The organism is Pseudomonas sp. Pseusp21 (genome assembly GCF_059492145.1).
This window is the reverse complement of the sequence record NZ_CP168520.1, coordinates 1,350,067-1,375,294: the sequence shown is the minus strand read 5'-3', so window position 1 is coordinate 1,375,294 and position 25,228 is coordinate 1,350,067. Positions and strand designations below refer to the sequence as shown.

At 60.0% G+C, this 25,228-nt stretch carries 20 protein-coding genes; 3 read left to right on the top strand and 17 right to left on the bottom strand.

Features of this window, described 5'->3' with window-relative positions; all coding sequences use genetic code 11:
• Positions 1-5: 5 nt before the first annotated feature.
• The 16 genes from nuoH to ACEN93_RS06035 all read right to left on the bottom strand — a co-directional run bounded on the left by nuoH (position 6) and on the right by ACEN93_RS06035 (position 19,746).
• Complete coding sequence (gene nuoH, locus ACEN93_RS06110) at positions 6-1,013, bottom strand: NADH-quinone oxidoreductase subunit NuoH (RefSeq protein WP_007964859.1); 1,008 nt, start codon at positions 1,011-1,013, stop codon at positions 6-8.
• A complete protein-coding gene (gene nuoG / locus ACEN93_RS06105) occupies positions 1,010-3,724 on the bottom strand; it encodes an NADH-quinone oxidoreductase subunit NuoG (RefSeq protein ID WP_495611186.1) in 2,715 nt (904 codons plus the stop codon). The genes nuoH and nuoG overlap by 4 nt, the downstream gene beginning before the upstream one ends.
• Before the next feature lie 136 nt (positions 3,725-3,860).
• Complete coding sequence (gene nuoF / locus ACEN93_RS06100; protein WP_074688949.1) at positions 3,861-5,216, bottom strand: NADH-quinone oxidoreductase subunit NuoF; 1,356 nt, start codon at positions 5,214-5,216, stop codon at positions 3,861-3,863.
• Positions 5,213-5,710, bottom strand: a complete 498-nt coding sequence (gene nuoE / locus ACEN93_RS06095; protein WP_039767421.1) for an NADH-quinone oxidoreductase subunit NuoE — start codon at positions 5,708-5,710, stop codon at positions 5,213-5,215. Before nuoE ends, nuoF begins: the two co-directional genes overlap by 4 nt.
• Positions 5,711-5,712: 2 nt before the next feature.
• The gene (nuoC, locus tag ACEN93_RS06090) at positions 5,713-7,497 is read right to left on the bottom strand and encodes an NADH-quinone oxidoreductase subunit C/D (RefSeq protein ID WP_039767687.1); all 1,785 of its coding nucleotides are present in this window, start codon (positions 7,495-7,497) and stop codon (positions 5,713-5,715) included.
• 69 nt (positions 7,498-7,566) lie between these two features.
• Positions 7,567-8,241: a NuoB/complex I 20 kDa subunit family protein gene (locus tag ACEN93_RS06085; protein WP_007951456.1), complete on the bottom strand. Its 675-nt coding sequence runs from the start codon at positions 8,239-8,241 to the stop codon at positions 7,567-7,569.
• 10 nt (positions 8,242-8,251) lie between these two features.
• Positions 8,252-8,665, bottom strand: a complete 414-nt coding sequence (locus ACEN93_RS06080) for an NADH-quinone oxidoreductase subunit A (RefSeq protein ID WP_003223812.1) — start codon at positions 8,663-8,665, stop codon at positions 8,252-8,254.
• A 548-nt stretch (positions 8,666-9,213) separates the two neighbouring features.
• A complete protein-coding gene (gene aceA / locus ACEN93_RS06075) occupies positions 9,214-10,539 on the bottom strand; it encodes an isocitrate lyase (RefSeq protein WP_192561603.1) in 1,326 nt (441 codons plus the stop codon).
• Between the two features lie 476 nt (positions 10,540-11,015).
• Positions 11,016-11,768 (bottom strand): secretin N-terminal domain-containing protein, encoded by a 753-nt coding sequence (locus ACEN93_RS06070; RefSeq protein ID WP_490840826.1) that lies wholly within the window; start codon positions 11,766-11,768, stop codon positions 11,016-11,018.
• Between the two features lie 245 nt (positions 11,769-12,013).
• On the bottom strand, positions 12,014-12,439 hold the full coding sequence (locus ACEN93_RS06065; protein WP_495611185.1) for a GNAT family N-acetyltransferase: 426 nt from the start codon (positions 12,437-12,439) through the stop codon (positions 12,014-12,016).
• A complete protein-coding gene (locus tag ACEN93_RS06060; RefSeq protein ID WP_414882737.1) occupies positions 12,432-13,607 on the bottom strand; it encodes a ribosomal protein uL16 3-hydroxylase in 1,176 nt (391 codons plus the stop codon). Before ACEN93_RS06060 ends, ACEN93_RS06065 begins: the two co-directional genes overlap by 8 nt.
• 86 nt (positions 13,608-13,693) lie before the next feature.
• Positions 13,694-15,064 carry an adenylosuccinate lyase gene (gene purB / locus ACEN93_RS06055; RefSeq protein ID WP_039767413.1) on the bottom strand — a complete coding sequence of 457 codons (1,371 nt, stop codon included), beginning with the start codon at positions 15,062-15,064 and terminating at the stop codon, positions 13,694-13,696.
• 127 nt (positions 15,065-15,191) lie between these two features.
• Positions 15,192-15,815, bottom strand: coding sequence for a high frequency lysogenization protein HflD (gene hflD / locus ACEN93_RS06050; protein WP_039767411.1), 624 nt, complete (start codon positions 15,813-15,815; stop codon positions 15,192-15,194).
• Complete coding sequence (gene mnmA, locus ACEN93_RS06045) at positions 15,812-16,936, bottom strand: tRNA 2-thiouridine(34) synthase MnmA (protein WP_007951446.1); 1,125 nt, start codon at positions 16,934-16,936, stop codon at positions 15,812-15,814. Before mnmA ends, hflD begins: the two co-directional genes overlap by 4 nt.
• Positions 16,937-16,995: 59 nt before the next feature.
• Positions 16,996-17,442, bottom strand: a complete 447-nt coding sequence (locus tag ACEN93_RS06040) for an NUDIX hydrolase (protein WP_007951445.1) — start codon at positions 17,440-17,442, stop codon at positions 16,996-16,998.
• 78 nt (positions 17,443-17,520) lie between these two features.
• On the bottom strand, positions 17,521-19,746 hold the full coding sequence (locus ACEN93_RS06035) for an NADP-dependent isocitrate dehydrogenase (protein ID WP_085667536.1): 2,226 nt from the start codon (positions 19,744-19,746) through the stop codon (positions 17,521-17,523).
• 481 nt (positions 19,747-20,227) lie between these two features.
• Between ACEN93_RS06035 and icd the strand changes: the two genes are divergently transcribed.
• Entirely contained in the window at positions 20,228-21,484 is a 1,257-nt protein-coding gene (icd, locus tag ACEN93_RS06030; RefSeq protein ID WP_007951441.1) for an NADP-dependent isocitrate dehydrogenase, read from the top strand.
• Between the two features lie 79 nt (positions 21,485-21,563).
• On the opposite strand, the gene ACEN93_RS06025 is transcribed toward icd, so the two are convergent.
• Positions 21,564-21,845, bottom strand: a complete 282-nt coding sequence (locus ACEN93_RS06025) for a cold shock domain-containing protein (protein WP_039767406.1) — start codon at positions 21,843-21,845, stop codon at positions 21,564-21,566.
• A gap of 224 nt (positions 21,846-22,069) precedes the next feature.
• On the opposite strand from ACEN93_RS06025, the gene clpS reads away from it, so the two are divergent.
• Both clpS and clpA read left to right on the top strand, forming a co-directional pair.
• Complete coding sequence (gene clpS, locus ACEN93_RS06020) at positions 22,070-22,453, top strand: ATP-dependent Clp protease adapter ClpS (protein WP_011334948.1); 384 nt, start codon at positions 22,070-22,072, stop codon at positions 22,451-22,453.
• Between the two features lie 30 nt (positions 22,454-22,483).
• Positions 22,484-24,754 (top strand): ATP-dependent Clp protease ATP-binding subunit ClpA, encoded by a 2,271-nt coding sequence (gene clpA, locus ACEN93_RS06015; protein ID WP_007951436.1) that lies wholly within the window; start codon positions 22,484-22,486, stop codon positions 24,752-24,754.
• The last annotated feature ends 474 nt before the right edge of the window (positions 24,755-25,228 follow it).

Genomic DNA, 25,228 nt, shown 5'->3' with positions numbered 1-25,228 from the left:
AATCCTCACTGAACCGCAACCGCAGGTGTGTTCCACAACACAACCGCAGCGGTTATCAGCAAATTGATCAGGGTCAGTGGCAGGCAGAATTTCCAGCTGAAATCCATCACCTGGTCATAACGCGGACGCGGGATGGAAGCGCGCAGCAGGATGAACAGCATGATGAAGAACGCGGTCTTCAGTGCGAACCAGACGAAGGACAGTTGCGGCAGGATGCCGAACGGACCGTGCCAGCCACCGAAGAACAGGGTGACCAGCAGCGCCGAGATCAGGATGATGCCGATGTATTCACCGACGAAGAACATGCCCCATTTCATACCGGCGTATTCAATGTGGTAACCGTCGGCCAGTTCCTGCTCCGCTTCCGGCTGGTCGAACGGGTGACGGTGAGTCACGGCCACGCCAGCGATGAAGAAGGTACAGAAGCCGAAGAACTGCGGAATGATGAACCACAGGTTCTGCGCCTGGTACTCGACGATGTCGCGCATGTTGAACGAGCCGACCTGCACCACGATGCCCATCAGGGCCAGGCCCATGAACACTTCGTAGGACACGGTCTGCGCCGAGGCACGCAAGCTGCCCAGAAGGGCGAACTTGTTGTTACTCGACCAGCCGGCGAACAGCACCGCGTAAACCGACAGACCGGCCATGGCGAAGAAGAACAGCAGGCCGATGTTCAGATCCGCCACGCCCCAGGTCGGGGTGATCGGGATGATCGCGAACGCGATCAGCAGGGCGGACATGGCCACCACCGGTGCCAGGGTGAAGATCACCTTGTCGGCAAACGGCGGGGTCCAGTCTTCCTTGAAGAACATCTTCAGCATGTCGGCTGCGATCTGGAACATGCCGAACGGACCAACGCGGTTCGGACCGTAACGGTCCTGCCACCAGCCCAGCAGGCGACGCTCGACAAAGCTGAGCAACGCGCCTGCGACCACCACGGCCAGCAGGATCACGATGGCCTTGATGACCGTCAGGATCACATCGATCACTTCAGGGGTGAACCAGGTCATTGCGCTGCCTCCTGCAGACCATCAACGGTTTGGCCGAAAATCGCCGGCGGAATGCCTGCCAGACCGGCCGGCAGTGCAACCAGGCCAGCGCCCAGCTCTTCATTGATGCGCAGCGGCAGACGCAGGGTCTGGCCGGCAACATTGAGGCTCAGCAGTGCACCGTCGTTGACGCCCAGGCGATCCGCTTCGGACTTGGCCAGTGCAACGTAGGCAGCCGGGATGCGTTCCTGGACCGGAGCGGCTTTGGACGAGTTCTCGTCGCTGCCGAACAGGTGGTAGAACGGCACGGCTTGCCAGGTGCCCTGGGCCGGGTTGAACGCGCGCGGAACACTGGCGAACCAGTTCAGCGAATCACCGCTGCTTTCGATCAGGCGGGTGCCCGGATCGCCAGCGCGCAGGTGGCCACCGACTTCGTCCTGGAACTTGTTCCAGGCTTGCGGCGAGTTCCAGCCCGGCGACCAGGCGAACGGCACCTGCTGACGCGGTTCGGCGGAGCCCGAGTAACCTTCCATCGAGAAGGCGAACGCGGTGTCCTTGTCTTGCGGGGTGCGTGGTTCGTGAACGTTGATGTCGGCGCGCATCGCGGTGCGACCGGAGTAACGCAGCGGCTCACGGGCCAGTTTCAGACCCTTGATGCGGAACGAGGCGGACGGCGCGGCATCGACGATACGGGCCAGTTGCGGGGTGCTCGAAGCAACGGCAGCGGTCACGTGGTCGAGTTGCGTCCAGTCGATCGGCTGGTTCAGCAGGGTGGCGCGCAGGGCGTGCAGCCAGCGCCAGCCTTCGTGGACCAGAATGCTCGCGTCCATGTATTGCGGGTCGAAAACCTGGAAGAAGCGCTGGGCGCGACCTTCCTGGCTGACCAGCGTGCCGTCGCCTTCAGCGAAGCTGGCGGCTGGCAGAACCAGATGCGCGCGGTCGCTGGTGGCGGTCTTCTGATGGTCGGCAACGATCACTACTTGCGCAGCGTTCAGTGCCGCATCGACCTTGGCTTTGGCGGTGCGGGTGTACAGATCGTTTTCCAGCACGACGATGGCGTCGGCCTTGCCGTCAATCACGGCTTGCAGGGCAGCATCAACCGATTCGCCACCGAGCATGGCCAGACCGAGGCTGTTGGCTTCCGGCACGATCAGACTGATCGAACCGTTCTTCTCGCGCAGCTTCAGGGCCTTGGCGATGTTCGCAGCGGCCTCGATCAAGGCTTTGGAGCCCAGCGAAGTGCCGGCAATGATCAGCGGACGCTTGGCCGCGAGCAGGGCGTCGGCAATGCGCTTGGCCAGTTCCAGGGCTTCGGCGTCCAGACCTTCAACGGCCGGCGCGCTGGCGTCCAGGGCGTGAGCCACGGCGAAACCGATGCGGGCCAGATCGTCGGGAGCTGCGTGTACGCATTCTTCGGCGATGTCGTCGAGCTTGGTTTCAGCCAGGCTGGCGATGAACAGCGGGTTCAGTTCGTGCTGACCGATGTTCTTCACCGCAGCGTCGAGCCAAGGCTGAACGCGCATGGCTTCGGCCATGTCTTCGGCCTTGCCTTTGACCGACTGACGCAGGGCCAGGGCCATGCGGGCGGCGGTCTGGGTCAGGTCTTCCCCGAGGACGAACACGGCGTCGTGGTCTTCGATGTCACGCATGTTCGGCACGGGCAGCGGGCTGTCTTTCAGCACTTGCAGGACCAGACGGATGCGTTCCAGCTCGGAGGCTTCGATACCGGAGTAGAAGTGCTCGGCGCCTACCAGCTCACGCAACGCGTAGTTGCTTTCCAGGCTGGCACGCGGCGAACCGATACCGACGATGTTGCGGCCGCGCAGCAGGTCGGCGGCTTTGTCCAGCGCAGCATCCAGGCCAAGCTTGGTGCCATCGGCCAGCAGCGGCTGACGTGGGCGGTCGGTGCGGTTGACGTAGCCATAACCGAAACGGCCACGGTCGCACAGGAAGTACTGGTTCACCGAACCGTTGTAACGGTTTTCGATGCGACGCAGTTCGCCGTAACGCTCGCCCGGGGAGATGTTGCAACCGCTCGAGCAGCCATGGCAGATGCTCGGCGAGAACTGCATGTCCCACTTGCGGTTGTAGCGCTCGGAGTGAGTCTTGTCGGTGAACACACCGGTCGGGCAGACCTCGGTGAGGTTGCCGGAGAACTCGCTTTCGAGGGTGCCGTCTTCAACGCGACCGAAGTACACGTTGTCGTGGGCGCCGAATACACCGAGGTCGGTGCCGCCGGCGTAATCCTTGTAGAAACGCACGCAGCGGTAGCAGGCGATGCAGCGGTTCATCTCGTGGGAAATGAACGGGCCCAGTTGCTGGTTCTGGTGGGTGCGTTTGGTGAAGCGATAACGGCGCTCGTTGTGGCCGGTCATCACGGTCATGTCTTGCAGGTGGCAGTGACCGCCTTCCTCGCACACAGGGCAGTCGTGCGGGTGGTTGGTCATCAGCCATTCGACGACACTGGCGCGGAACGCCTTGGATTCTTCATCGTCGATGGAGATCCAGGTGTTGTCGGTGGCAGGCGTCATGCAGGACATGACGATGCGACCACGGGTGTCGTTCTCGTCGGTGTACTGCTTGACCGCGCACTGGCGGCAGGCCCCGACGCTACCAAGCGCGGGGTGCCAGCAGAAATAAGGGATGTCGAGGCCCAGCGACAGACATGCCTGTAACAGGTTGTCTGCCCCGTCGACTTCGAGCGCTTTGCCGTCTACGTGGATAGTGGCCATGGTTCAAAGGTCTTCGTTGGCCCGGTGTCAGCGGGCGTGGCTAATGGAATCTTGTTATCCGTCCGAATCCAGTCAGCCCCGAAAGGCGTCATCGGACGAAAGGCGAAGGGCACGGACCCTTCGCCTTTTTAAGCATTTACGCGCCGACTGTGATCGGCTTCGCCAGAGGCGGGACGGTGGCGCTTGCGGGCGCGATACCGGCTTCGAACTCTGGACGGAAGTATTTGATGGCACTGCCCAACGGCTCCACGGCACCCGGTGCGTGAGCACAGAAGGTCTTGCCTGGGCCGAGGAAGTTGACCAGACCCAGCAGGGTCTCGATGTCACCTGGCTGGCCGCGGCCTTGTTCGATGGCCATCAGCAGCTTGACGCTCCATGGCAGGCCATCACGGCAAGGGGTGCAGAAACCGCAGGATTCGCGAGCGAAGAACTGCTCCATGTTGCGCAGCAGGGACACCATGTTGACGCTGTCGTCCACCGCCATGGCCAGGCCGGTACCCATACGGGTGCCCACCTTGGCGATGCCGCCGGCGTACATTTGTGCGTCGAGGTGTTCCGGCAACAGGAAACCGGTACCGGCGCCGCCTGGCTGCCAGGCTTTCAGCTTGAAGCCGTCGCGCATGCCGCCGGCGTAGTCTTCGAACAGCTCGCGACCGGTAACGCCGAATGGCAGTTCCCACAGGCCAGGATTCTTGACCTTGCCGGAGAAGCCCATGAGCTTGGTGCCCATGTCTTCGCTGCCGTCGCGGGCCAACGATTTGTACCAGTCCACGCCGTCGGCAATGATCGCCGGTACGTTGCACAGGGTTTCAACGTTGTTCACGCAGGTCGGCTTGCCCCACACGCCAACGGCGGCAGGGAAGGGCGGCTTGGAGCGCGGGTTGGCGCGGCGGCCTTCGAGGGAGTTGATCAGTGCGGTTTCTTCACCGCAGATGTAACGCCCGGCGCCGGTGTGGACGAACAGCTCGAAATCGAAGCCGCTGCCCAGGATGTTCTTGCCCAACAGGCCCGCTGCCTTGGCTTCTTCCACGGCACGGTTCAGGTGCTTGGCGGCGGTGGTGTACTCGCCACGCAGGAAGATGTAGCCACGGTAGGTTTTCAGCGCGCGGGCGCTGATCAGCATGCCTTCGATCAGCAGATGGGGCAGTTGCTCCATCAGCATGCGGTCTTTCCAGGTGTTCGGCTCCATTTCATCCGCGTTGCACAGCAGGTAGCGGATGTTGATGGATTCGTCCTTGGGCATCAGGCCCCACTTCACGCCAGTGGGGAAGCCTGCACCGCCGCGACCCTTGAGGCCGGCGTCTTTCACGGTCTGGACGATGGCGTCCTGATCCATGTCGGCGAAGGCCTTGCGCGCAGCGGCGTAACCGTTCTTGGCCTGGTACTCGTCGAGCCAGACGGCTTCGCCGTCGTCACGCAGTCGCCAGGTCAGCGGGTGAGTCTCGGCCGAACGCTGGATGCGGTTGGCAGGACCGAAAGAAGTCAGGGTCATACGTAGCCCTCGAGCAGTTTGGCGACGCCGGCAGGCTGGACATCGCCAAAGGTGTCGTCATCGATCATCAGCGCCGGTGCCTTGTCGCAGTTGCCGAGGCAGCAGACCGGCAGCAGGGTGAAACGACCGTCGGCGGTGGTCTGACCCAGGCCGATACCCAGGTTGTTCTGGATTTCGCTGACCACCGACTCGTGGCCACCGATGTAGCAGACCATGCTGTCGCAGACGCGAATGATGTGACGGCCGACCGGCTGACGGAAGATCTGGCTGTAGAACGTGGCCACGCCTTCAACGTCGCTGGCCGGGATGCCGAGGATCTCGCCGATGGCGTACAGGGCGCCGTCCGGCACCCAGCCGCGTTCCTTCTGAACGATCTTCAGGGCTTCGATCGACGCCGCGCGCGGGTCTTCGTAGTGATGCAGCTCGTGCTCGATGGCCGAGCGCTCGGTTTCACTCAAGATGAAACGGTCTGTCTGGATAAGCGTGCTGTTCATGCTTAGCGGTCCACGTCGGCCATAACGAAATCGATACTACCCAGGTACGCAATCAGGTCCGCGACCATGCTGCCTTTGATCACCGAAGGGATCTGTTGCAGATGCGGGAAGCTCGGAGTACGGATCCGGGTACGGTAGCTCATGGTGCCGCCGTCGCTCGTCAGGTAATAACTGTTGATGCCCTTGGTCGCTTCGATCATCTGGAAGGATTCGTTGGCCGGCATGACCGGGCCCCACGAAACCTGCAGGAAGTGCGTGATCAGGGTTTCGATGTGCTGCAGCGTGCGCTCTTTCGGCGGCGGCGTGGTCAGCGGGTGATCCGCCTTGTACGGGCCTTCCGGCATGTTGCGCAGGCACTGGTCGATGATCTTGACGCTCTGGCGCATCTCTTCGACGCGAACCATGCAGCGGTCGTAGGCATCGCCGTTGGCGGCCAGCGGTACTTCGAACTCGAAGTTCTCGTAACCGGAATATGGGCGCGCTTTACGCAGGTCGAAATCGCAACCGGTGGAACGCAGGCCGGCACCGGTGACGCCCCATTCCAGGGCCTCTTTGGTGTTGTACTGGGCAACGCCGATGGTACGACCCTTGAGGATGCTGTTCTGCAGGGCGGCCTTGGTATATTCGTCGAGGCGCTTCGGCAGCCATTCAACGAAGTCCTTCACCAGTTTTTCCCAGCCGCGCGGCAGGTCGTGAGCGACGCCGCCGATGCGGTACCAGGCCGGGTGCAGACGGAAACCGGTGATGGCTTCGATCACCGTGTAAGCCTTCTGGCGGTCGGTGAAGGTGAAGAACACCGGGGTCATGGCGCCAACGTCCTGGATGTAGGTACCCAGGAACAGCAGGTGGCTGGTGATCCGGAAGAACTCGGCCATCATGATGCGGATGACGTCGACCTTCTCGGGTACCTTGATGCCGGCCAGCTTCTCGACCGAGAGCACGTACGGCAGGTTGTTCATCACGCCGCCGAGGTAGTCGATACGGTCGGTGTACGGAATGAAACTGTGCCAGGACTGACGCTCGGCCATCTTCTCGGCGCCACGGTGGTGGTAACCGATGTCCGGAACGCAATCGACGATCTCTTCACCGTCCAGTTGCAGGATGATGCGGAACGCACCGTGAGCCGAAGGGTGGTTCGGACCCAGGTTGAGGAACATGTAGTCCTCGTTCGGGCCGGAGCGCTTCATGCCCCAGTCTTCAGGGCGGAAGCGCGCGGCTTCTTCCTCGAGTTGTTGCTTGGCCAGGTTCAGGCTGAACGGATCGAACTCGGTGGCGCGCGCCGGGAAGTCCTTGCGCAGCGGGTGACCTTCCCAGGTCGGCGGCATCATGATGCGCGACAGGTGCGGGTGACCTTTGAAGTCGATGCCGAACATGTCCCAGACTTCACGCTCGTACCAGTTGGCGTTCGGCCAGATGCTGGTGACGGTCGGCAAGCTGAGGTCGCTCTCGGACAAGGCGACCTTGATCATCACGTCACTATTACGTTCCAGCGACATGAGGTGATAGAACACGGTGAAATCGGCACCGCCCGGCAGCCCTTGACGCTTGGTGCGCAGACGCTCGTCCACGCCGTGCAGGTCATAGAGCATGACGTACGGCTTGGGCAGGTTGCGCAGGAAGGTCAGGACTTCGACGAGTTTGGCGCGAGCCACCCACAGCACCGGCATGCCGGTGCGGGTCGGCTGAGCGGTGAACGCTTCGGCGCCAAAACGGTTGTTCAGTTCGACGACCACATCCTGGTCGTCTGCCTTATAAGGCGGGATGTACAGAGCACTGCCTGTAGTCATGGTTATTTTTTCGCTTTCGGTCAACGTAAAGAATGAAGCCAGCTTCTCGTTTCTTTGAAACAGACTGGATCAGACTTCGTCAGGGCTGCGCAGGTTGGTGACTGCGATTCGCTGTTCGCGGCGCTGTTCCTTCTGCGAAGGCATGTCGGCGCGATAAACGCCTTGATCGCCAACGACCCAGGAAAGTGGGCGACGCTCCTGGCCAATGGATTCCTGCAACAGCATCAAGCCTTGCAGAAATGCTTCTGGACGGGGCGGGCAGCCAGGTACGTAGACGTCAACGGGCAGGAACTTGTCCACCCCCTGAACCACGGAGTAGATGTCGTACATGCCGCCGGAGTTGGCGCACGAACCCATCGAGATCACCCACTTGGGCTCGAGCATCTGCTCGTACAGGCGCTGAATGATCGGCGCCATCTTGATGAAGCAGGTCCCGGCGATAACCATGAAGTCGGCCTGACGCGGTGATGCCCGGATAACTTCGGCGCCGAAGCGCGCGATGTCGTGGGGCGCCGTGAAGGCAGTGGTCATTTCCACGTAGCAGCATGACAGACCGAAGTTGTACGGCCACAGGGAGTTCTTACGTCCCCAGTTGACCGCGCCACTCAGCACGTCTTCCAGCTTGCCCATGAAAATGTTTTTGTGGACTTGATCCTCTAACGGATCGGAAACGGTTTCCCGCTGGCCGATCGGATACTGCTCGTTAGGAGCATCGGGGTCGATTCTGGTGAGATTGTATTGCATTGCCAAAGCCTCATTGTTTCAGCTTCGCCTGCCGCTTGCGACGAGCTTCCGGAGCCCAGTCAAGGGCGCCCACTCGGAACAGGTAGACAAGACCTGCCAACAGAATTGCTATGAAAACGAGAGCTTCGACGAATCCGGTCCAGCCGCTTTCGCGGACGGACACAGACCATGCAAAGAGAAAGAGGGCTTCGATATCGAAGATCACGAACAGCATCGCGACCAGATAGAATTTGGCTGAGAGCCGCAAGCGGGCGCCACCGGTAGGTAGCATGCCGGACTCGAACGGTTCGTTTTTGCTGCGGCCCCAGGCTTTTGACCCAAGGAGGCTGGAGACGCCGAGCATGAAGGCGCACAGGCCGACTACACCCAGAAGGAAAATGGCAAAGCCCCAGTTGTGGGCCATGAGTCCTGTCGCTTCGGGCATGCTGGAAATCCTTAACAGAGAGCAAAGGTCTCTGAGCTTGATAAAGAAATAAGGCAGTGACGATATGTCGCAGCAATCAATCGCGCTGATTTTATGGCTAAACACCCGGCAAGTAAAATTCCTATAGCGAAATTATTTATTGGAATAAGGACATAGCGCACCTCGAAGGGCCCGCAGCCCATGCGTTGCGGGCATTAGCCGGAATTTCAAGAATTATGTTTTGTGGGAAATGTAACGAACATAGTTGTCGCTAAATGATAATTGATATCGTTTGCAGTGGTTTCGTAACTGTTTAACGGGTCGCTAGTCGGGAAGTTGTCTTATATGCGCGTTACTGCAAGTAGCGGCGGCGCCCGTTTTAGCCGATTTTTGCGATGCGGATACCGTTCTGGATCAATGTTTTGCCTGACAGGCTGTGCCAAATCCTGAGGTGCCCGGAAGACCGCAGGCAAAAAAAACGCCCCGAACCAGTCGGGGCGTCAGTTTTTTCGGCAATGCGGTTAGCTTTCTATACGGTCCGCAAAGGCCGTTCGCTCAGGCGAAGTCGATCAGTGGAACTGTTCTTCTTCGGTCGAGCCGGTCAGCGCGGTCACCGAGGACGTGCCGCCCTGGATCACGGTGGTCATGTCGTCGAAGTAGCCAGTGCCCACTTCCTGCTGGTGAGCCACGAAGGTGTAACCCTTGGCGGCGTCAGCGAATTCCTGCTCTTGCAGCTTCACGTAGGCAGTCATGTCGTTGCGGGCGTAGTCGTGCGCCAGGTTGAACATGCTGTGCCACATGTTGTGAATGCCGGCCAGGGTGATGAACTGGTGCTTGTAACCCATGGCGGACAGTTCGCGCTGGAACTTGGCGATGGTCGCGTCGTCCAGGTTTTTCTTCCAGTTGAAGGAAGGCGAGCAGTTGTACGACAGGATCTGGTCCGGGTATTCCTTTTTGATCGCTTCAGCGAAACGACGGGCTTCTTCCAGGTCTGGTTTAGCGGTTTCGCACCAGATCAGGTCGGCGTACGGCGCGTAGGCCAGGCCACGGGCGATTGCCTGGTCCAGACCGGCACGAACCTTGTAGAAGCCTTCCTGAGTACGATCGCCGGTTACGAACGGCTTGTCGTACGGGTCGCAGTCGGAAGTCAGCAGGTCGGCAGCATTGGCGTCGGTACGGGCCAGAATGATGGTCGGTACACCGGCAACGTCGGCAGCCAGACGAGCTGCGGTCAGCTTCTGTACGGCTTCCTGGGTTGGAACCAGAACCTTGCCGCCCATGTGGCCGCATTTCTTCACGGAAGCCAGCTGGTCTTCGAAGTGAACGCCGGCGGCGCCTGCCTCGATCATGCTCTTCATCAGCTCGTAGGCGTTCAGGACGCCGCCGAAACCGGCTTCGGCGTCAGCCACGATTGGTGCGAAGTAGTCGATGTAGCCTTCGTCGCCCGGGTTCTTGCCGGCTTTCCACTGGATCTGGTCGGCGCGACGGAACGAGTTGTTGATGCGCTTGACCACGGTTGGAACCGAGTCCACCGGGTACAGCGACTGGTCCGGGTACATCGATTCGGCGGAGTTGTTGTCCGCCGCGACTTGCCAGCCCGACAGGTAGATCGCCTGGATACCGGCTTTAACCTGCTGCACAGCCTGGCCGCCGGTCAGGGCGCCCATGCAGTTGACGAAATCTTTCTCTGGGCGGAAGGACGGCTTGGCACCCTGGGTGACCAGGTTCCACAGCTTCTCGGCGCCCATTTTTGCAAAGGTGTGCTCTGGTTGAACCGAGCCACGCAGACGGACGACGTCAGCAGCGGAGTAATTGCGAGTCACGCCTTTCCAGCGCGGGTTTTCAGCCCAGTCTTTTTCAAGGGCTGCAATTTGCTGTTCGCGTGTCAGTGCCATGGAGATAAACCTCGTCGCGTCTTTATGAAAAGTTGTTCTGCGGTGGAAAGTTCCTTGCGCTCGCTGACCAGAAGCTTAGGCGGTCAGGTCGGGTTCGGCGGGGCAGGCGACGGGATGAACGATAGGCTCGAGGGGAAGTGAGCAGGTAAAGGCGAACTGGTGGGCGCATTCGGGCGTCGTGGGCCTTTATACGAACGACAGTGTAAAGCCGGGTTACCTAATTACGCTTCCGTCCCTCGGGACAACTTCGTTCCAGTCGGCAACCTCGTCAAACACGCCTTGTGGGCGGTACAGACACGAAACGGCTCGCGGGGATGGTTGCGAGCAGCGCTTCGAAGGCCCTTGCCAGGGCCTCTGATTAGCGGGAGCGAGGCCATCATGCCTTCGCTTTTTTGGCTCGTCAAACGTTTTGTAGTGCTTTTTTTAAAGCACTACATCTTTCGTCTAATACGACTAATCAGTCAGTTTTTGGTGCTTTAGTCCAGCGTGTCGACTTTCACCCGCAACGTCATGTCATCCCGGCCTTGAGTAGAGTAGCTGCGGGCCAGGCTCTGTTTGTCGGCCTGGGTCTGGCGATTCACGCCGGCGAGGGTGATCCATTCGCCCAGGCGTCCGGTGACGGTTGTGTCGGTGCTTTGCACGTTCACTACATCGGGACGTTCCTGGCTCATTCGGTCACGGTTGGTACTGATGGCCAGGTGAACGGTTTCGCCGGTGACGCTGGCGGTGACGTAAAACCCTTGGGTGACGTTGCGATATTGCGTCTGGCTGCTGTAATCGCCGTAGGAGTTGGTCTGGCTGCTGGTGATCGGCACGCTCTGACCAACCTGGATCAGTGCCGGTGCACCTTCGCTGGCCTGAATTTGCTGAATGCCGCCGTCGCGGCTGGCGGTGCTGCGGCTGATGATCCGGGTTTGCGCGCCATTGACTGAATAGCCTTCATCGCCACGACCGTTGTTTTCGTTGGTGTCGACCGTGATCAGCAGGCGCTTGGGCGCGGTGTCGAGCTGCGAGAGCAGGTCCTTGAGTTCTTCGATCTTGCCGGGCTCGGCTTTCACGATCAGTTGGTTGCCATAAGCGCTGACCTGGCCGTCCTTGCCGATGAAGTCCTGAGCCACCGGCAGCATGTCGGCACTGGTGTGGTACTTGAGGGGCACGATTTCTGTGGCTGCCATCACCGAAAAACTGCAGCCGAGCAGCAGGGTGGTGAGCAGGGTGCGTAGGGACATGTCCGTTATCTCCGCTTTCGAAAGGCTTGATATTGCCAGTTTGTCGGCCCGGGTTGGGGCAAGTTGAATCGTAGACAGCAAAACGCCCCGGCATCGTGAGATGGCGGGGCGTTTTAGGTGTTGATCGTTCCCACGCTCTGCGTGGGAATGCAGCCAGTGACGCTCTGCGTCACATGCCGCAAGGGACGCGGAGCGTCCCGAGATGCATCCCCACGCGGAGCGTGGGAACGATCGGTGCCTGGGTCTTAAGCCGAATGACGAACCATGTCGACATGCGGAATCCCGGCTTCGAGGAATTCCTCGCTGATCAGGTTGAAACCCAGACGCTCATAGAACGCTGTGGCCTGAACCTGGGCGCTGAGCATCTGCTGCTTCAGGCCGCGTGCTTCCGCTTCGGCAATCACCGATTGCATCAGCGCATCGCCGACCTTCAGGCCGCGCCAGTCCTTGAGCACCGAAACCCGGCCGACATGCCCGTCGGGCAAAAGGCGGGCAGTGCCGATCGGAAAGTCGCCTTCGAAAGCCAGGAAATGCACCGCCGTGGCATCATCGGCGTCCCACTCAAGCTCGGGTGGAACCGATTGTTCGGCAATGAACACCGTTTCGCGAATGCGGCGGATCTCGGCGTTGTCCTTTTGCCAGTCTGCAACACGTACGCGAATCTTATTCATCGTCGGCGAACCCCAGACTGCCCTGTTTGACCAGTTCGCACAGCAGGCCGCGACCGTCTTCGTCGCTCAGCCAGTCACCGAGGTTATCGGTGTGCAGGGCGTCGGCGGAGCAGATCAGCTTCAGCAGTTCGCGCAGCTTGCCCGGCAGGTAACGGCTCTGGCCGCTGGCGAACAGCAGCAGGTCGTCATCGACGTCCGACCACGCCAGGCGCGCGCTCGGGTTGCGGATCAGGATGGCGCCGTCTTCGAGTGCGCCGAGCAAGTCTTCTTCCTCGACCTCTTCCGGGCCTACCACCAGCTCTGGATAACGCGGCTCGGTCATGTACTGGCCGAACCAGGTCAGCAGCAGGCGCTCATCGCTCATGTGCTCGGCGAGCAGCGCTTTCAGGCGGTCGAGTGCATCGTGCTGGATCTGATGTGGATCATCGCTGACCGGTTTTGCATCGGCGTCGGTGTAGCGCTCTTCGTCAGTCAGGAACTGGCTGAGGAAGTCGGTGAAGTGGGTCAGCACTTCAGCGGCGCTCGGTGCGCGGAAACCGACCGAGTAGGTCATGCAGTCATCGACGGCAACGCCGCAGTGGGCCAGGCGTGGTGGCAGGTAGAGCATGTCGCCCGGTTCGAGCACCCACTCTTCGGTCTCGTGGAATTCGGCGAGGATGCGCAGGTCCGCGTGTTGCAGCAGCGGGCTTTCGGAGTCGCACATCTGGCCGATTTTCCAGTTGCGCTTGCCGTGGCCTTGCAGCAGGAACACGTCGTAGTTGTCGAAGTGCGGGCCGACGCTGCCACCCGGGGCGGCGAAGCTGATCATTACGTCGTCGACGCGCCAGCTCGGCAGGAAGCGGAAATTTTCCAGCAGCTCGCTGACTTCCGGCACGAACTGGTCGACCGCCTGTACCAGCAGGGTCCACTCGCGCTCCGGCAGTTTGCTGAATTCGTCTTCGGCGAACGGGCCGCGACGCAGTTCCCATGGACGCTCGCCGTGCTCGATCACCAGGCGCGATTCAACTTCTTCTTCCAGGGCCAGGCCGGCGAGTTCGTCGGCGTCGATCGGGCTTTCGAAATCAGGAATCGCCTGACGGATCAGCAGTGGTTTTTTCTGCCAGTAATCGCGCATGAATTCGCGCGCCGTAAGACCACCCAGAAGTTGAAGAGGAATATCGGGATTCATATGTAACCTATTGAAAAAAAGCATTTTTCAGACGGGAATAAAAACGCCCGGCGCGGCCGGGCGTCTCAAACGGGTCAAGCAGTCGATCAGATGCGTTTGGCTTGCGCTACAGCGTTGCCGATGTAGTTGGCCGGGGTCAGTTGCTTGAGCTCGGCTTTCGCAGCGGCCGGCATGTCCAGGCCATCGATGAAAGTCTGCAGCGCCTCAGGGCTGATGCCCTTGCCGCGGGTCAGTTCTTTCAGCTTCTCGTACGGGTTTTCGATGTTATAGCGGCGCATCACGGTCTGGATCGGCTCGGCCAGGACTTCCCAGCAAGCGTCCAGATCGGCAGCGATCTTGTCAGCGTTCAGCTCGAGCTTGCTGATGCCTTTGAGGCTCGCTTCGTACGCGATCACGCTGTGGGCGAAGCCGACACCGAGGTTGCGCAGAACGGTGGAGTCGGTCAGGTCGCGCTGCCAGCGGGAGATCGGCAGTTTGCTCGCCAGGTGCTGGAACAGTGCGTTGGCGATGCCCAGGTTGCCTTCGGAGTTTTCGAAGTCGATCGGGTTGACCTTGTGCGGCATGGTCGACGAACCGATTTCGCCGGCGATGGTGCGCTGCTTGAAGTAACCCAGGGAGATGTAGCCCCAGATGTCACGGTCGAAGTCGATCAGGATGGTGTTGAAGCGCGCAATGGCGTCGAACAACTCGGCGATGTAGTCGTGCGGCTCGATTTGCGTGGTGTACGGGTTGAAGCCCAGACCCAACTCGTCTTCGATGAAGGCGCGGGCGTTGGCTTCCCAGTCGATCTGTGGGTAGGCCGACAGGTGAGCGTTGTAGTTGCCGACAGCGCCGTTGATCTTGCCCAGTAGCGGAACGGCAGCGACCTGAGCGATCTGACGCTCGAGGCGGTAAACCACGTTCGCCAGCTCTTTGCCCAGGGTGGTCGGCGAAGCCGGCTGGCCGTGGGTGCGCGACAGCATCGGCACGTCGGCGAAGCGGATGGCCAGTTCGCGGATGGCGTTGGCGGTCTGGCGCATCAGCGGCAGCATCACGTCGTCACGGCCTTCGCGCAGCATCAGGGCGTGGGACAGGTTGTTGATGTCCTCGCTGGTGCAGGCGAAGTGGATGAATTCGCTGACCTTGGCCAGCTCCGGCAGCTTGGCCGCCTGCTCTTTGAGCAGGTATTCGATCGCTTTGACGTCGTGGTTGGTGGTGCGCTCGATCTCTTTCACGCGCTCGGCGTGCTCCAGCGAGAAGTTCTCGGCCAGTTCATTCAGAACGGCGTTGGCTTCGGCGGAGAAGGCTGGCACTTCCGGGATGCCGGCGTGAGCGGCCAGGCGCTGGAGCCAGCGCACTTCAACCAGAACGCGGGCACGGATCAGGCCGTACTCGCTGAAAATTGGGCGCAGGGCCTGGGTTTTGCCGGCGTAGCGGCCGTCAACAGGGGAAACCGCAGTGAGCGAAGAGAGCTGCATGGGGTGTTCTCGGACAGTCGGGCAACGAAATGGGGCGCGTATCATACATGAAAAAATCCGCCGGTCCGTCGCCAACTGACCGGCGTATTACGCGTTACAGACTACAAAGCTTTTATTGCGCGGCGATTTACTCGCTGCGCATCAACGGATACAGCTCTTTGAGCAATTTGCGTCGGCTGACGACCAGCTGCCAGCGGTGACCGCCGAGCTGGCGCCACAGGCGTGCCGAGCGAATGCCGGCGAGCAGCAGGGCGCGGATCTTCGAGGCATTGCTCGGCTGCTGCAGATTGCGCATGTCGCCATGCACCTGAATGCGTTGGCGCAGCGTGCTCAGGGTGTCCTGATACAGCGCACCGCAGGCCGCGATCACGTTTTCGTGGGCCGGGCCGAAATGCTCGACCTGCGACTGGATCTGCGGCAAGCGCTTGCCGATCACGTCGAGCATGTCGTTGCGCTTGGCCAGTTGTCGCTCAAGGCCGAGCATCGACAGCGCGTAGCGCAGCGGTTCGCGCTGCAAGGTGCTCGGGTCGCGCTCGAGGGCGCCGATCAGTGCGCGGTAACCCTCGCGCAGGTTGATGTCGTCGCCGCCGTAAACATCCAGGGTGTCTTTCGGGTCGCGAACCAGCAGGCTGCCGAGCATGCAGCTCAGGCCGGCCTCGTTGGTCTGGCCGGTCTTGGCGATGCGGTCGACCAGCACGGCGGCGAGAAACACGCCGCCCAGAGCGGTCAATTGCTCCTGAGTCGGGCTCATGCCTGGCCGCTCCACGGCTCGGCGACTTCGATCACGCCGCCACCGAGGCAGATTTCACCGTCATAGAACACCACTGACTGGCCCGGCGTGACCGCGCGTTGCGGCTCGTCGAACACGGCACGATAGCCGGTCGCGGTTTTTTCCAGGGTGCAGGCCTGATCGCTCTGGCGATAACGAACCTTGGCGGTCAGGCGCAATGGCTGGCTCAGATCGATCGGGTTGACCCAATAGATTTCCGAAGCGAGCAGGGCGCTGGAGAACAGCCACGGATGGTTGTTGCCCTGGCCGACGATCAGCTCGTTGGTGTCCAGGTCCTTGCGCAGCACGTACCACGGCTCGTCGCCGGCGTCTTTCAAACCGCCGATGCCCAGGCCCTGACGCTGGCCGATGGTGTGGTACATCAAGCCGTGGTGGCGGCCGATGACTTCGCCTTCGGTGGTCTTGATCTCGCCCGGTTGTGCCGGCAGGTATTGCTTGAGGAAATCGCTGAAGCGACGCTCGCCGATGAAGCAGATCCCGGTGGAATCCTTCTTCTTGGCGGTTGCCAGCTCGTATTTCTCGGCAATTGCGCGGACTTCCGGCTTTTCCAGCTCGCCGACCGGGAACAGGGTCTTGGCGATCTGTTCGCCGCCGACGGCGTGCAGGAAGTAGCTCTGATCCTTGTTCGGATCCAGGCCCTTGAGCAGTTCGGTGCGGCCATCGATGTCGCGGCGGCGCACGTAGTGACCGGTAGCGATCAGGTCGGCGCCGAGCATCATGGCGTAGTCGAGGAACGCCTTGAACTTGATCTCGCGGTTGCACAGGATGTCCGGGTTCGGCGTGCGGCCGGCCTTGTATTCGGCCAGGAAGTGCTCGAACACATTGTCCCAGTACTCGGCGGCGAAGTTGGCGGTGTGCAGCTTGATACCGATCTTGTCGCACACGGCCTGGGCATCCGCCAGGTCGTCCATGGCGGTGCAGTATTCCGTTCCGTCGTCTTCTTCCCAGTTCTTCATGAACAGGCCTTCCACTTCATAGCCCTGCTCGATCAGCAGGAGAGCGGAAACGGAAGAGTCCACGCCGCCGGACATGCCGACAATGACGCGCTTCTTGGATGTGTCAGAAGGGGCTGGATCACGCATAGGGATTCAATGAGTGTCTTGAAAAAGGACGCGATTCTATCAGGCTCACGGCCTCAAGGCTAAAGGGAAGGGCGGATCAGTTCGAGGCCGAAGCGATTGCCGGCCAGATAATCGTCGATGCAGCGGATGATCAGCTCGCTGCGCCAATTATCGCGCTGGGCCAATAATTCGTCGCGGGTCAGCCACTTGGCGCCGACGATGCCGTCGTCCAGCTGATAATCCGGGTGATGTTTCACGGCTTTGGCGCTGAAGCATACGCGCTGGTAAGTCACGCCGTTACTTGGGGCGGTGTACAGATAAATGCCGACCACTGCGGTGGGTTCGACGTCCCAGCCGGTTTCTTCGAGGGTTTCGCGTACGGCGGCTTCGATCAGGGTTTCGTCCGGATCCAGATGGCCGGCAGGCTGATTGAGCACGTTTCGCCCGGCCTTGTGTTCCTCGACCATCAGGAAACGACCGTTGTCCTCGACGATAGTGGCGACGGTGATGTGGGGGAGCCATTGCATTGATTGAATCTCCTGGGCGAAAGGCAGAAACACAAACCCCGGCGCATGGCCGGGGTTTGTGATGTTCCCTTTACAACCTTATACCAGCGCAGCGATGGCCGCGTTGAGGGTTGCGCTTGGGCGCATGGCCTTGCTGATCAGCTCGGCATCGGCGTGGTAGTAACCACCGATGTCCACTGGCTTGCCCTGAACGGCGTTGAGCTCGGCGACGATGGTCGCTTCGTTCTCGGTCAGGGTCTTGGCCAGAGTCGCGAACTGCGCTTGCAGTGCAGCGTCTTCAGTCTGGGCGGCCAGGGCTTGTGCCCAGTACATTGCCAGGTAGAAGTGGCTGCCGCGGTTGTCGATGTTGCCGACTTTGCGCGATGGCGACTTGTTGTTGTCGAGGAACTGGCCGGTGGCCTGGTCCAGAGTCTTGGACAGTACCAGCGCTTTCGGGTTGTTGTAGTTCACACCCAGGTGCTCGAGAGAAGCGGCCAGGGCCAGGAATTCACCCAGCGAATCCCAGCGCAGGAAGTTCTCTTCGACCAGTTGCTGCACGTGCTTCGGAGCCGAACCGCCGGCGCCGGTTTCGAACAGGCCACCGCCGTTCATCAGCGGCACGATCGACAGCATCTTGGCGCTGGTGCCCAGTTCCATGATCGGGAACAGGTCGGTCAGGTAGTCACGCAGTACGTTGCCGGTCACCGAAATGGTGTCCTTGCCTTCGCGGGTGCGCTGCAGGGTGTATTTCATGGCGTCGACCGGCGCCATGATCTGGATGTCCAGACCGGTGGTGTCGTGATCCTTCAGGTAAGCCTGAACCTTCTCGATCACCACGCCGTCGTGGGCGCGCATCGGGTCCAGCCAGAAAATGGCCGGGGTGCTGCTTGCGCGAGCGCGGTTGACGGCCAGTTTGACCCAGTCCTGGATCGGCGCGTCCTTGGTCTGGCACATGCGGAAGATGTCGCCGGCTTCAACAGCCTGTTCCATCAGCAGGGTGCCTTTGCTGTCGGTCACGCGAACCACGCCGTCGGCCTTGATCTGGAAGGTCTTGTCGTGGGAGCCGTATTCTTCAGCCTTTTTCGCCATCAGGCCAACGTTTGGCACGCTGCCCATAGTGGTCGGATCGAAAGCGCCATTGGCTTTGCAATCTTCGATCACGGCCTGGTAGATGGTGGCGTAGCAGCGATCCGGGATCACAGCCTTGGTGTCGTGCAGCTGACCGTCGGTGCCCCACATCTTGCCGGAGTCACGGATCATGGCCGGCATCGAGGCGTCGACGATAACGTCGCTCGGCACGTGCAGGTTGGTGATGCCTTTGTCGGAGTTGACCATCGCCAGCGACGGACGAACGGCGTAGACCGCCTGCACGTCAGCTTCGATCTGGGCTTGCTGCTCGGCCGGCAGGGATTTGATGCGGGCGTACAGGTCGCCGATGCCGTTGTTCAGGTTGAAGCCGATTTCGGCCAGCACGTCGGCGTGCTTGGTCAGGGCGTCCTTGTAGAACTCGGCAACGATCTGGCCGAACATGATCGGGTCGGAGACCTTCATCATGGTGGCTTTCAGGTGAACCGACAGCAGCACGCCTTGTTGCTTGGCGCTGTCGATTTCAGCGGCGATGAACGCGCGCAGGGCCTTTTTGCTCATCACGGAGCAGTCGAGGATCTCGCCCGCCTGAACGGTGGTTTTTTCTTTCAGGACAGTGGTGGTGCCGTCTTGGGCGACCAGCTCGATTTTCACGGTGTCAGCGGCGTCGATCAGGGCCGCTTTTTCGCTGCCGTAGAAATCGCCGGTGCTCATGTGAGCGACGTGGGACTTGGAGTCCTTGGCCCAGGCGCCCATTTTGTGCGGGTGCTTGCGAGCGTAGTTCTTGACCGACAGCGGCGCGCGACGGTCGGAGTTGCCTTCACGCAGGACCGGGTTCACGGCGCTGCCCTTGACCTTGTCGTAACGCGCCTTGGCATCTTTGTCGGCGTCGCTGGTCACGGTTTCCGGGTAGTCCGGCAGGTTGTAGCCCTGGGCTTGCAGTTCTTTGATCGCGGCTTGCAGTTGCGGAACCGAGGCGCTGATGTTCGGCAGCTTGATGATGTTGGCTTCAGGCGTAACGGCCAGGTCGCCCAGTTCGGCGAGGTGGTCGGCTACGGCTTTGTCGCCCAGTTGCTCGGGGAAGCTGGCCAGAATACGCGCTGCAAGAGAGATATCGCGGGTTTCCACGGCGATATCGGCCGAGGCGGTGTAAGCCTCGATGATCGGCAGCAGGGAATAGGTGGCGAGGGCTGGAGCTTCGTCGGTGAAGGTATAGATGATCTTCGAGCGGGTGGGCATATTCGGATTAACTCTCTCTTCTTTGCTAAAGCGTGCGCAGAAACTCGAGGGGCGCCGGGTAAGCGCGTTCGTTCAAAGTCATCCATGAACCGAATGTCGAGAATCTTCGCGGTGATGTTGGGTGCATCAGTAGAGCGTCAAGCAGTCGGACTGCGGTAACAACCCGACCAATCAGGCGGAAAGTCTCGTGCTAGAGAGGCCAGCCGTCGTGACCCTGTGGTCAGCGGGCGGCATTATACATAGGTAGCTGGCAATCTGCCGATGGTTCATGTGCAACGATTCTCGTCCATTGGTCTAAAGGTCGCAGGCCGGGGTGGGGCGTAGAGTCGCCGTGAATGCTTGAGATTGGCGCTTTTCCCTTTGCTTTCAGGCTTGTACGAACCGAGATGTGGTCGCGCCCGGAACAGAGGGTTTGCGTGTTGATTTAACTGGGTTACGCTCGAACCAAGCCAGATGTTCAATCCAAACAATGGAGTTCAGCATGGGTTACAAGAAGATTCAGGTTCCAGCCGTCGGCGACAAAATCACCGTCAACGCAGACCATTCTCTCAATGTCCCCGATAACCCGATCATTCCCTTCATCGAAGGTGACGGCATTGGCGTCGACGTCAGCCCTGTGATGATCAAAGTGGTTGATGCTGCCGTAGAAAAAGCCTACGGGGGCAAGCGCAAGATTTCCTGGATGGAGGTTTATGCTGGCGAAAAAGCAACTCAGGTTTATGACCAGGACACCTGGCTGCCCCAGGAAACCCTGGACGCGGTCAAGGATTACGTGGTTTCCATCAAGGGCCCGCTGACCACTCCGGTCGGTGGCGGCATCCGCTCCCTCAACGTGGCCCTGCGTCAACAACTCGATCTCTATGTCTGCCTGCGCCCTGTGGTGTGGTTCGAAGGCGTGCCGAGTCCGGTGAAAAAGCCCGGCGACGTCGATATGGTGATCTTCCGCGAGAACTCCGAAGACATTTATGCCGGTATCGAATGGAAGGCCGGCTCCCCTGAGGCCACCAAGGTCATCAAATTCCTGAAAGAAGAAATGGGCGTCACCAAGATCCGTTTCGACCAGGATTGCGGTATCGGCATCAAGCCTGTTTCGAAAGAAGGCACCAAGCGTCTGGTGCGCAAGGCCCTGCAATACGTGGTGGACAATGACCGCAAGTCGCTGACCATCGTGCACAAGGGCAACATCATGAAATTCACCGAAGGTGCCTTCAAGGACTGGGGCTATGAGGTGGCGAAGGAAGAATTCGGCGCCGAGCTGCTCGATGGCGGCCCGTGGATGAAATTCAAGAACCCGAAAACCGGCCGCGAAGTCGTCGTCAAGGACGCCATCGCCGACGCCATGCTCCAGCAGATCCTGCTGCGTCCGGCCGAGTACGATGTGATCGCTACCCTTAACCTCAACGGTGACTACCTGTCCGATGCCCTGGCGGCGGAAGTGGGCGGTATCGGTATCGCGCCGGGTGCCAACCTGTCCGACACCGTGGCCATGTTCGAGGCGACCCACGGTACCGCGCCGAAATATGCCGGCAAGGACCAGGTCAACCCGGGCTCGGTGATCCTGTCGGCGGAGATGATGCTGCGCCACCTGGGCTGGACCGAGGCGGCCGACCTGATCATCAAGGGCACCAATGGCGCCATCAAGGCCAAGACCGTGACCTACGACTTCGAACGTCTGATGGAAGGCGCCACGCTGGTGTCTTCTTCGGGCTTCGGTGAAGCGCTGATCAAGCACATGTAAGAAAGCCAGCTGCAACGAAACCGCCCGGCTCGAGTGATCGAGCCGGGCGGTTTGTTTTCCGGCAGGTGTCCGGGTCGCTTCAGCTGGTCACTGACTGGTGCCGAGCAGCGGCCGAGGCGGCATCTTTTGCGGCTTCGACATTCTGAATTTTTGTGGCGTGCAGGCCTTTGGGCCCTTGCACGATCTCGAATTTGACGATTTGCCCGGCTTTGAGGGTTTTGTATCCGTCCATTTCAATGGCGGAATAGTGGGCAAAGAAATCGATCTCCTTGCCGTCTTCGTCCTTCCCTTCGCGGGCGTCGGTGTTGATGAAACCGAACCCCTTGGCATTGTTGAACCATTTCACCTTGCCGACAGCCATGCTCAAATCCCTCTGCAACAGTCTCCATCGCTGGAGTATCATCCAATTCATCCGCAGTCGAATCCGTTAAAAAGATTGACTCCGCGGATCTTTTTTCCCCACTGTGGGTTCTATTGGTTGTAACACCGTTTTCCCGATAGTCAAGGTGACCGGGCAGTCGGAGTTGAAAACGTGTCAAGCCGCCCCCACCACTGTATTTGCACAACTGACGAACCTTTCTTTCCATGCATGCAATCAGCCAGATTCGACTAACATTCAATCAGGATCGCCCGCTTCTCCAAAAGGATCTTCCACAGGAGCACGACGACGATTCGGCAGGCGTTGCTGTTCAGGAAGCAAAGCCTGCGTTACAGGCGCCGCCGATGTACAAGGTGGTTTTGTTCAATGATGACTACACACCGATGGATTTCGTCGTCGAAGTGCTCGAGGTGTTTTTTAACCTGAATCGCGAGCTGGCGACCAAGGTCATGCTGGCCGTCCATACAGAAGGGCGGGCAGTATGTGGAGTGTTTACCCGCGACATCGCCGAGACAAAGGCCATGCAGGTCAACCAGTACGCCAGGGAAAGCCAGCATCCGCTACTCTGTGAAATCGAGAAGGACGGTTAATCGCCGACCACTTGGGTATGAGGTGAAGCTATGTTAAACCGCGAGCTCGAAGTCACCCTCAATCTTGCCTTCAAGGAGGCACGTTCGAAACGTCATGAGTTCATGACCGTCGAACACCTGCTGCTGGCCCTATTGGACAATGAGGCTGCCGCCACCGTATTGCGTGCCTGCGGCGCAAACCTCGACAAACTCAAGCACGACCTGCAGGAGTTCATCGACTCCACCACGCCATTGATCCCCGTCCACGACGAGGATCGCGAAACCCAGCCAACCCTGGGCTTCCAGCGTGTACTGCAACGTGCTGTCTTTCATGTGCAGAGCTCGGGCAAACGCGAAGTAACCGGCGCCAACGTGCTGGTTGCAATCTTCAGTGAGCAAGAGAGTCAGGCGGTGTTCCTGCTGAAACAGCAGAGCGTTGCACGCATTGATGTCGTCAACTATATCGCTCACGGCATTTCCAAAGTGCCGGGGCATGGCGATCACTCTGAAGGTGAACAAGATATGCAGGACGATGAGGGCGGTGAGTCTTCTTCTTCAGGCAATCCGCTGGACGCTTATGCCAGCAATCTCAACGAACTTGCACGCCAGGGCCGGATCGATCCGCTGGTCGGGCGTGAAACGGAAGTCGAGCGTGTCGCGCAGATTCTGGCGCGTCGTCGCAAGAACAATCCGCTGCTGGTCGGCGAGGCGGGCGTGGGTAAAACCGCGATCGCCGAGGGCCTGGCCAAGCGCATTGTCGACAACCAGGTGCCGGACCTGCTGGCCAACAGCGTCGTTTACTCCCTCGATCTGGGCGCTCTGCTCGCGGGCACCAAGTATCGCGGTGATTTCGAGAAGCGCTTCAAGGCGCTGCTCAACGAACTGAAAAAACGTCCGCAGGCGATCCTGTTCATCGACGAAATCCACACCATCATCGGTGCGGGTGCTGCGTCCGGTGGCGTCATGGATGCCTCGAACCTGCTCAAGCCGCTGCTGTCGTCTGGCGACATTCGCTGCATCGGTTCGACCACGTTCCAGGAATTCCGTGGCATCTTCGAAAAAGACCGCGCCCTGGCGCGTCGCTTCCAGAAGGTCGATGTTGTCGAGCCGTCGGTGGAAGACACCATCGGTATCCTGCGCGGTCTGAAAGGGCGTTTCGAACAGCACCACAACATCGAATACAGCGATGAGTCGCTGCGCGCCGCTGCGGAACTGGCTTCGCGCTACATCAATGACCGGCACATGCCGGACAAGGCTATCGACGTGATCGACGAGGCGGGCGCCTACCAGCGTCTGCAACCGGTCGAGAAGCGCGTGAAACGCATCGAAGTCCCTGAAGTCGAGGACATCGTGGCGAAGATCGCGCGGATTCCGCCGAAGCACGTCACCAGCTCCGACAAGGAACTGCTGCGTAATCTGGAGCGTGACCTGAAGCTGACGGTGTTTGGTCAGGACGCGGCGATCGATTCGCTGTCGACTGCGATCAAATTGTCCCGTGCCGGCCTCAAGTCGCCTGACAAGCCTGTCGGTTCGTTCCTGTTCGCAGGGCCGACCGGTGTCGGTAAAACCGAAGCCGCGCGTCAATTGGCCAAGGCGTTGGGGATCGAACTGGTGCGCTTCGACATGTCCGAGTACATGGAGCGCCACACCGTATCGCGTTTGATCGGTGCACCTCCGGGGTACGTCGGTTTCGACCAGGGCGGTCTGTTGACCGAAGCGATCACCAAACAACCGCATTGCGTATTGCTGCTCGATGAAATCGAGAAGGCGCATCCGGAGGTCTTCAACCTGCTGCTGCAGGTGATGGATCACGGCACGCTGACCGACAACAACGGGCGCAAGGCGGACTTCCGCAACGTGATCGTGATCATGACCACCAACGCCGGTGCTGAAACAGCGGCACGTGCTTCGATCGGTTTCACCCATCAGGACCACTCGTCCGATGCGATGGAAGTGATCAAGAAGAGCTTCACGCCGGAATTCCGCAACCGTCTGGATACCATCATTCAGTTTGGTCGCCTCAGTCATGAGGTTATCAAGAGCGTGGTGGACAAGTTCCTCACCGAACTTCAGGCGCAGCTGGAAGACAAGCGTGTGCTTCTGGAAGTTACCGATGCGGCGCGCAGCTGGCTGGCGGCCGGTGGTTACGATTCGGCCATGGGCGCTCGTCCGATGGCGCGTCTGATCCAGGACAAGATCAAGCGTCCGCTGGCGGAGGAGATTCTGTTTGGCGAGCTGGCCGAGCATGGCGGTGTGGTTCACATCGACATCAAGGATGGTGAGTTGACGTTTGACTTCGAGACCACTGCAGAAATGGCTTGACGGCTGGCTTGGCTGTAAAGCGAAAAGGCGCCTTCGGGCGCCTTTTTTTGTTTTGGGTGTTTCCTCGGGTTTTGTTTGTATATCCGTTGCTGCGGTAACGGCTTCTTAGGGTTCCGCCCTTACGGCGGGTCACTTTTTCCAAACGCCGAAAAAGTAACCAAAAAGGCTTTACCCTGACGTACGGCCCTCGCTGTGGCTCGGGTTCCTTCGCTCCGGGATTGATCCGGGGGCATCGCCTACGGTTTGCTTCGCTGCACCTCCTCTCGATGCATGCGGCTGCGCCGCACGGTCGCTGCGCTCCCACCCCCGGATCAATCCCTCCACTCAGCCTGCCGACGGGCCCTGCGATCAAAAGCGGTACTCGAGCTAACGCTCATCGTGTTGCGTGGTGAGGAGTGGGGGCTCTTGATCTGGCTTTGGCTTTTGATTTTTTGCCCCTTCGGCAGGCCGAGCGTAGGTGTCCATCAGGGGGTA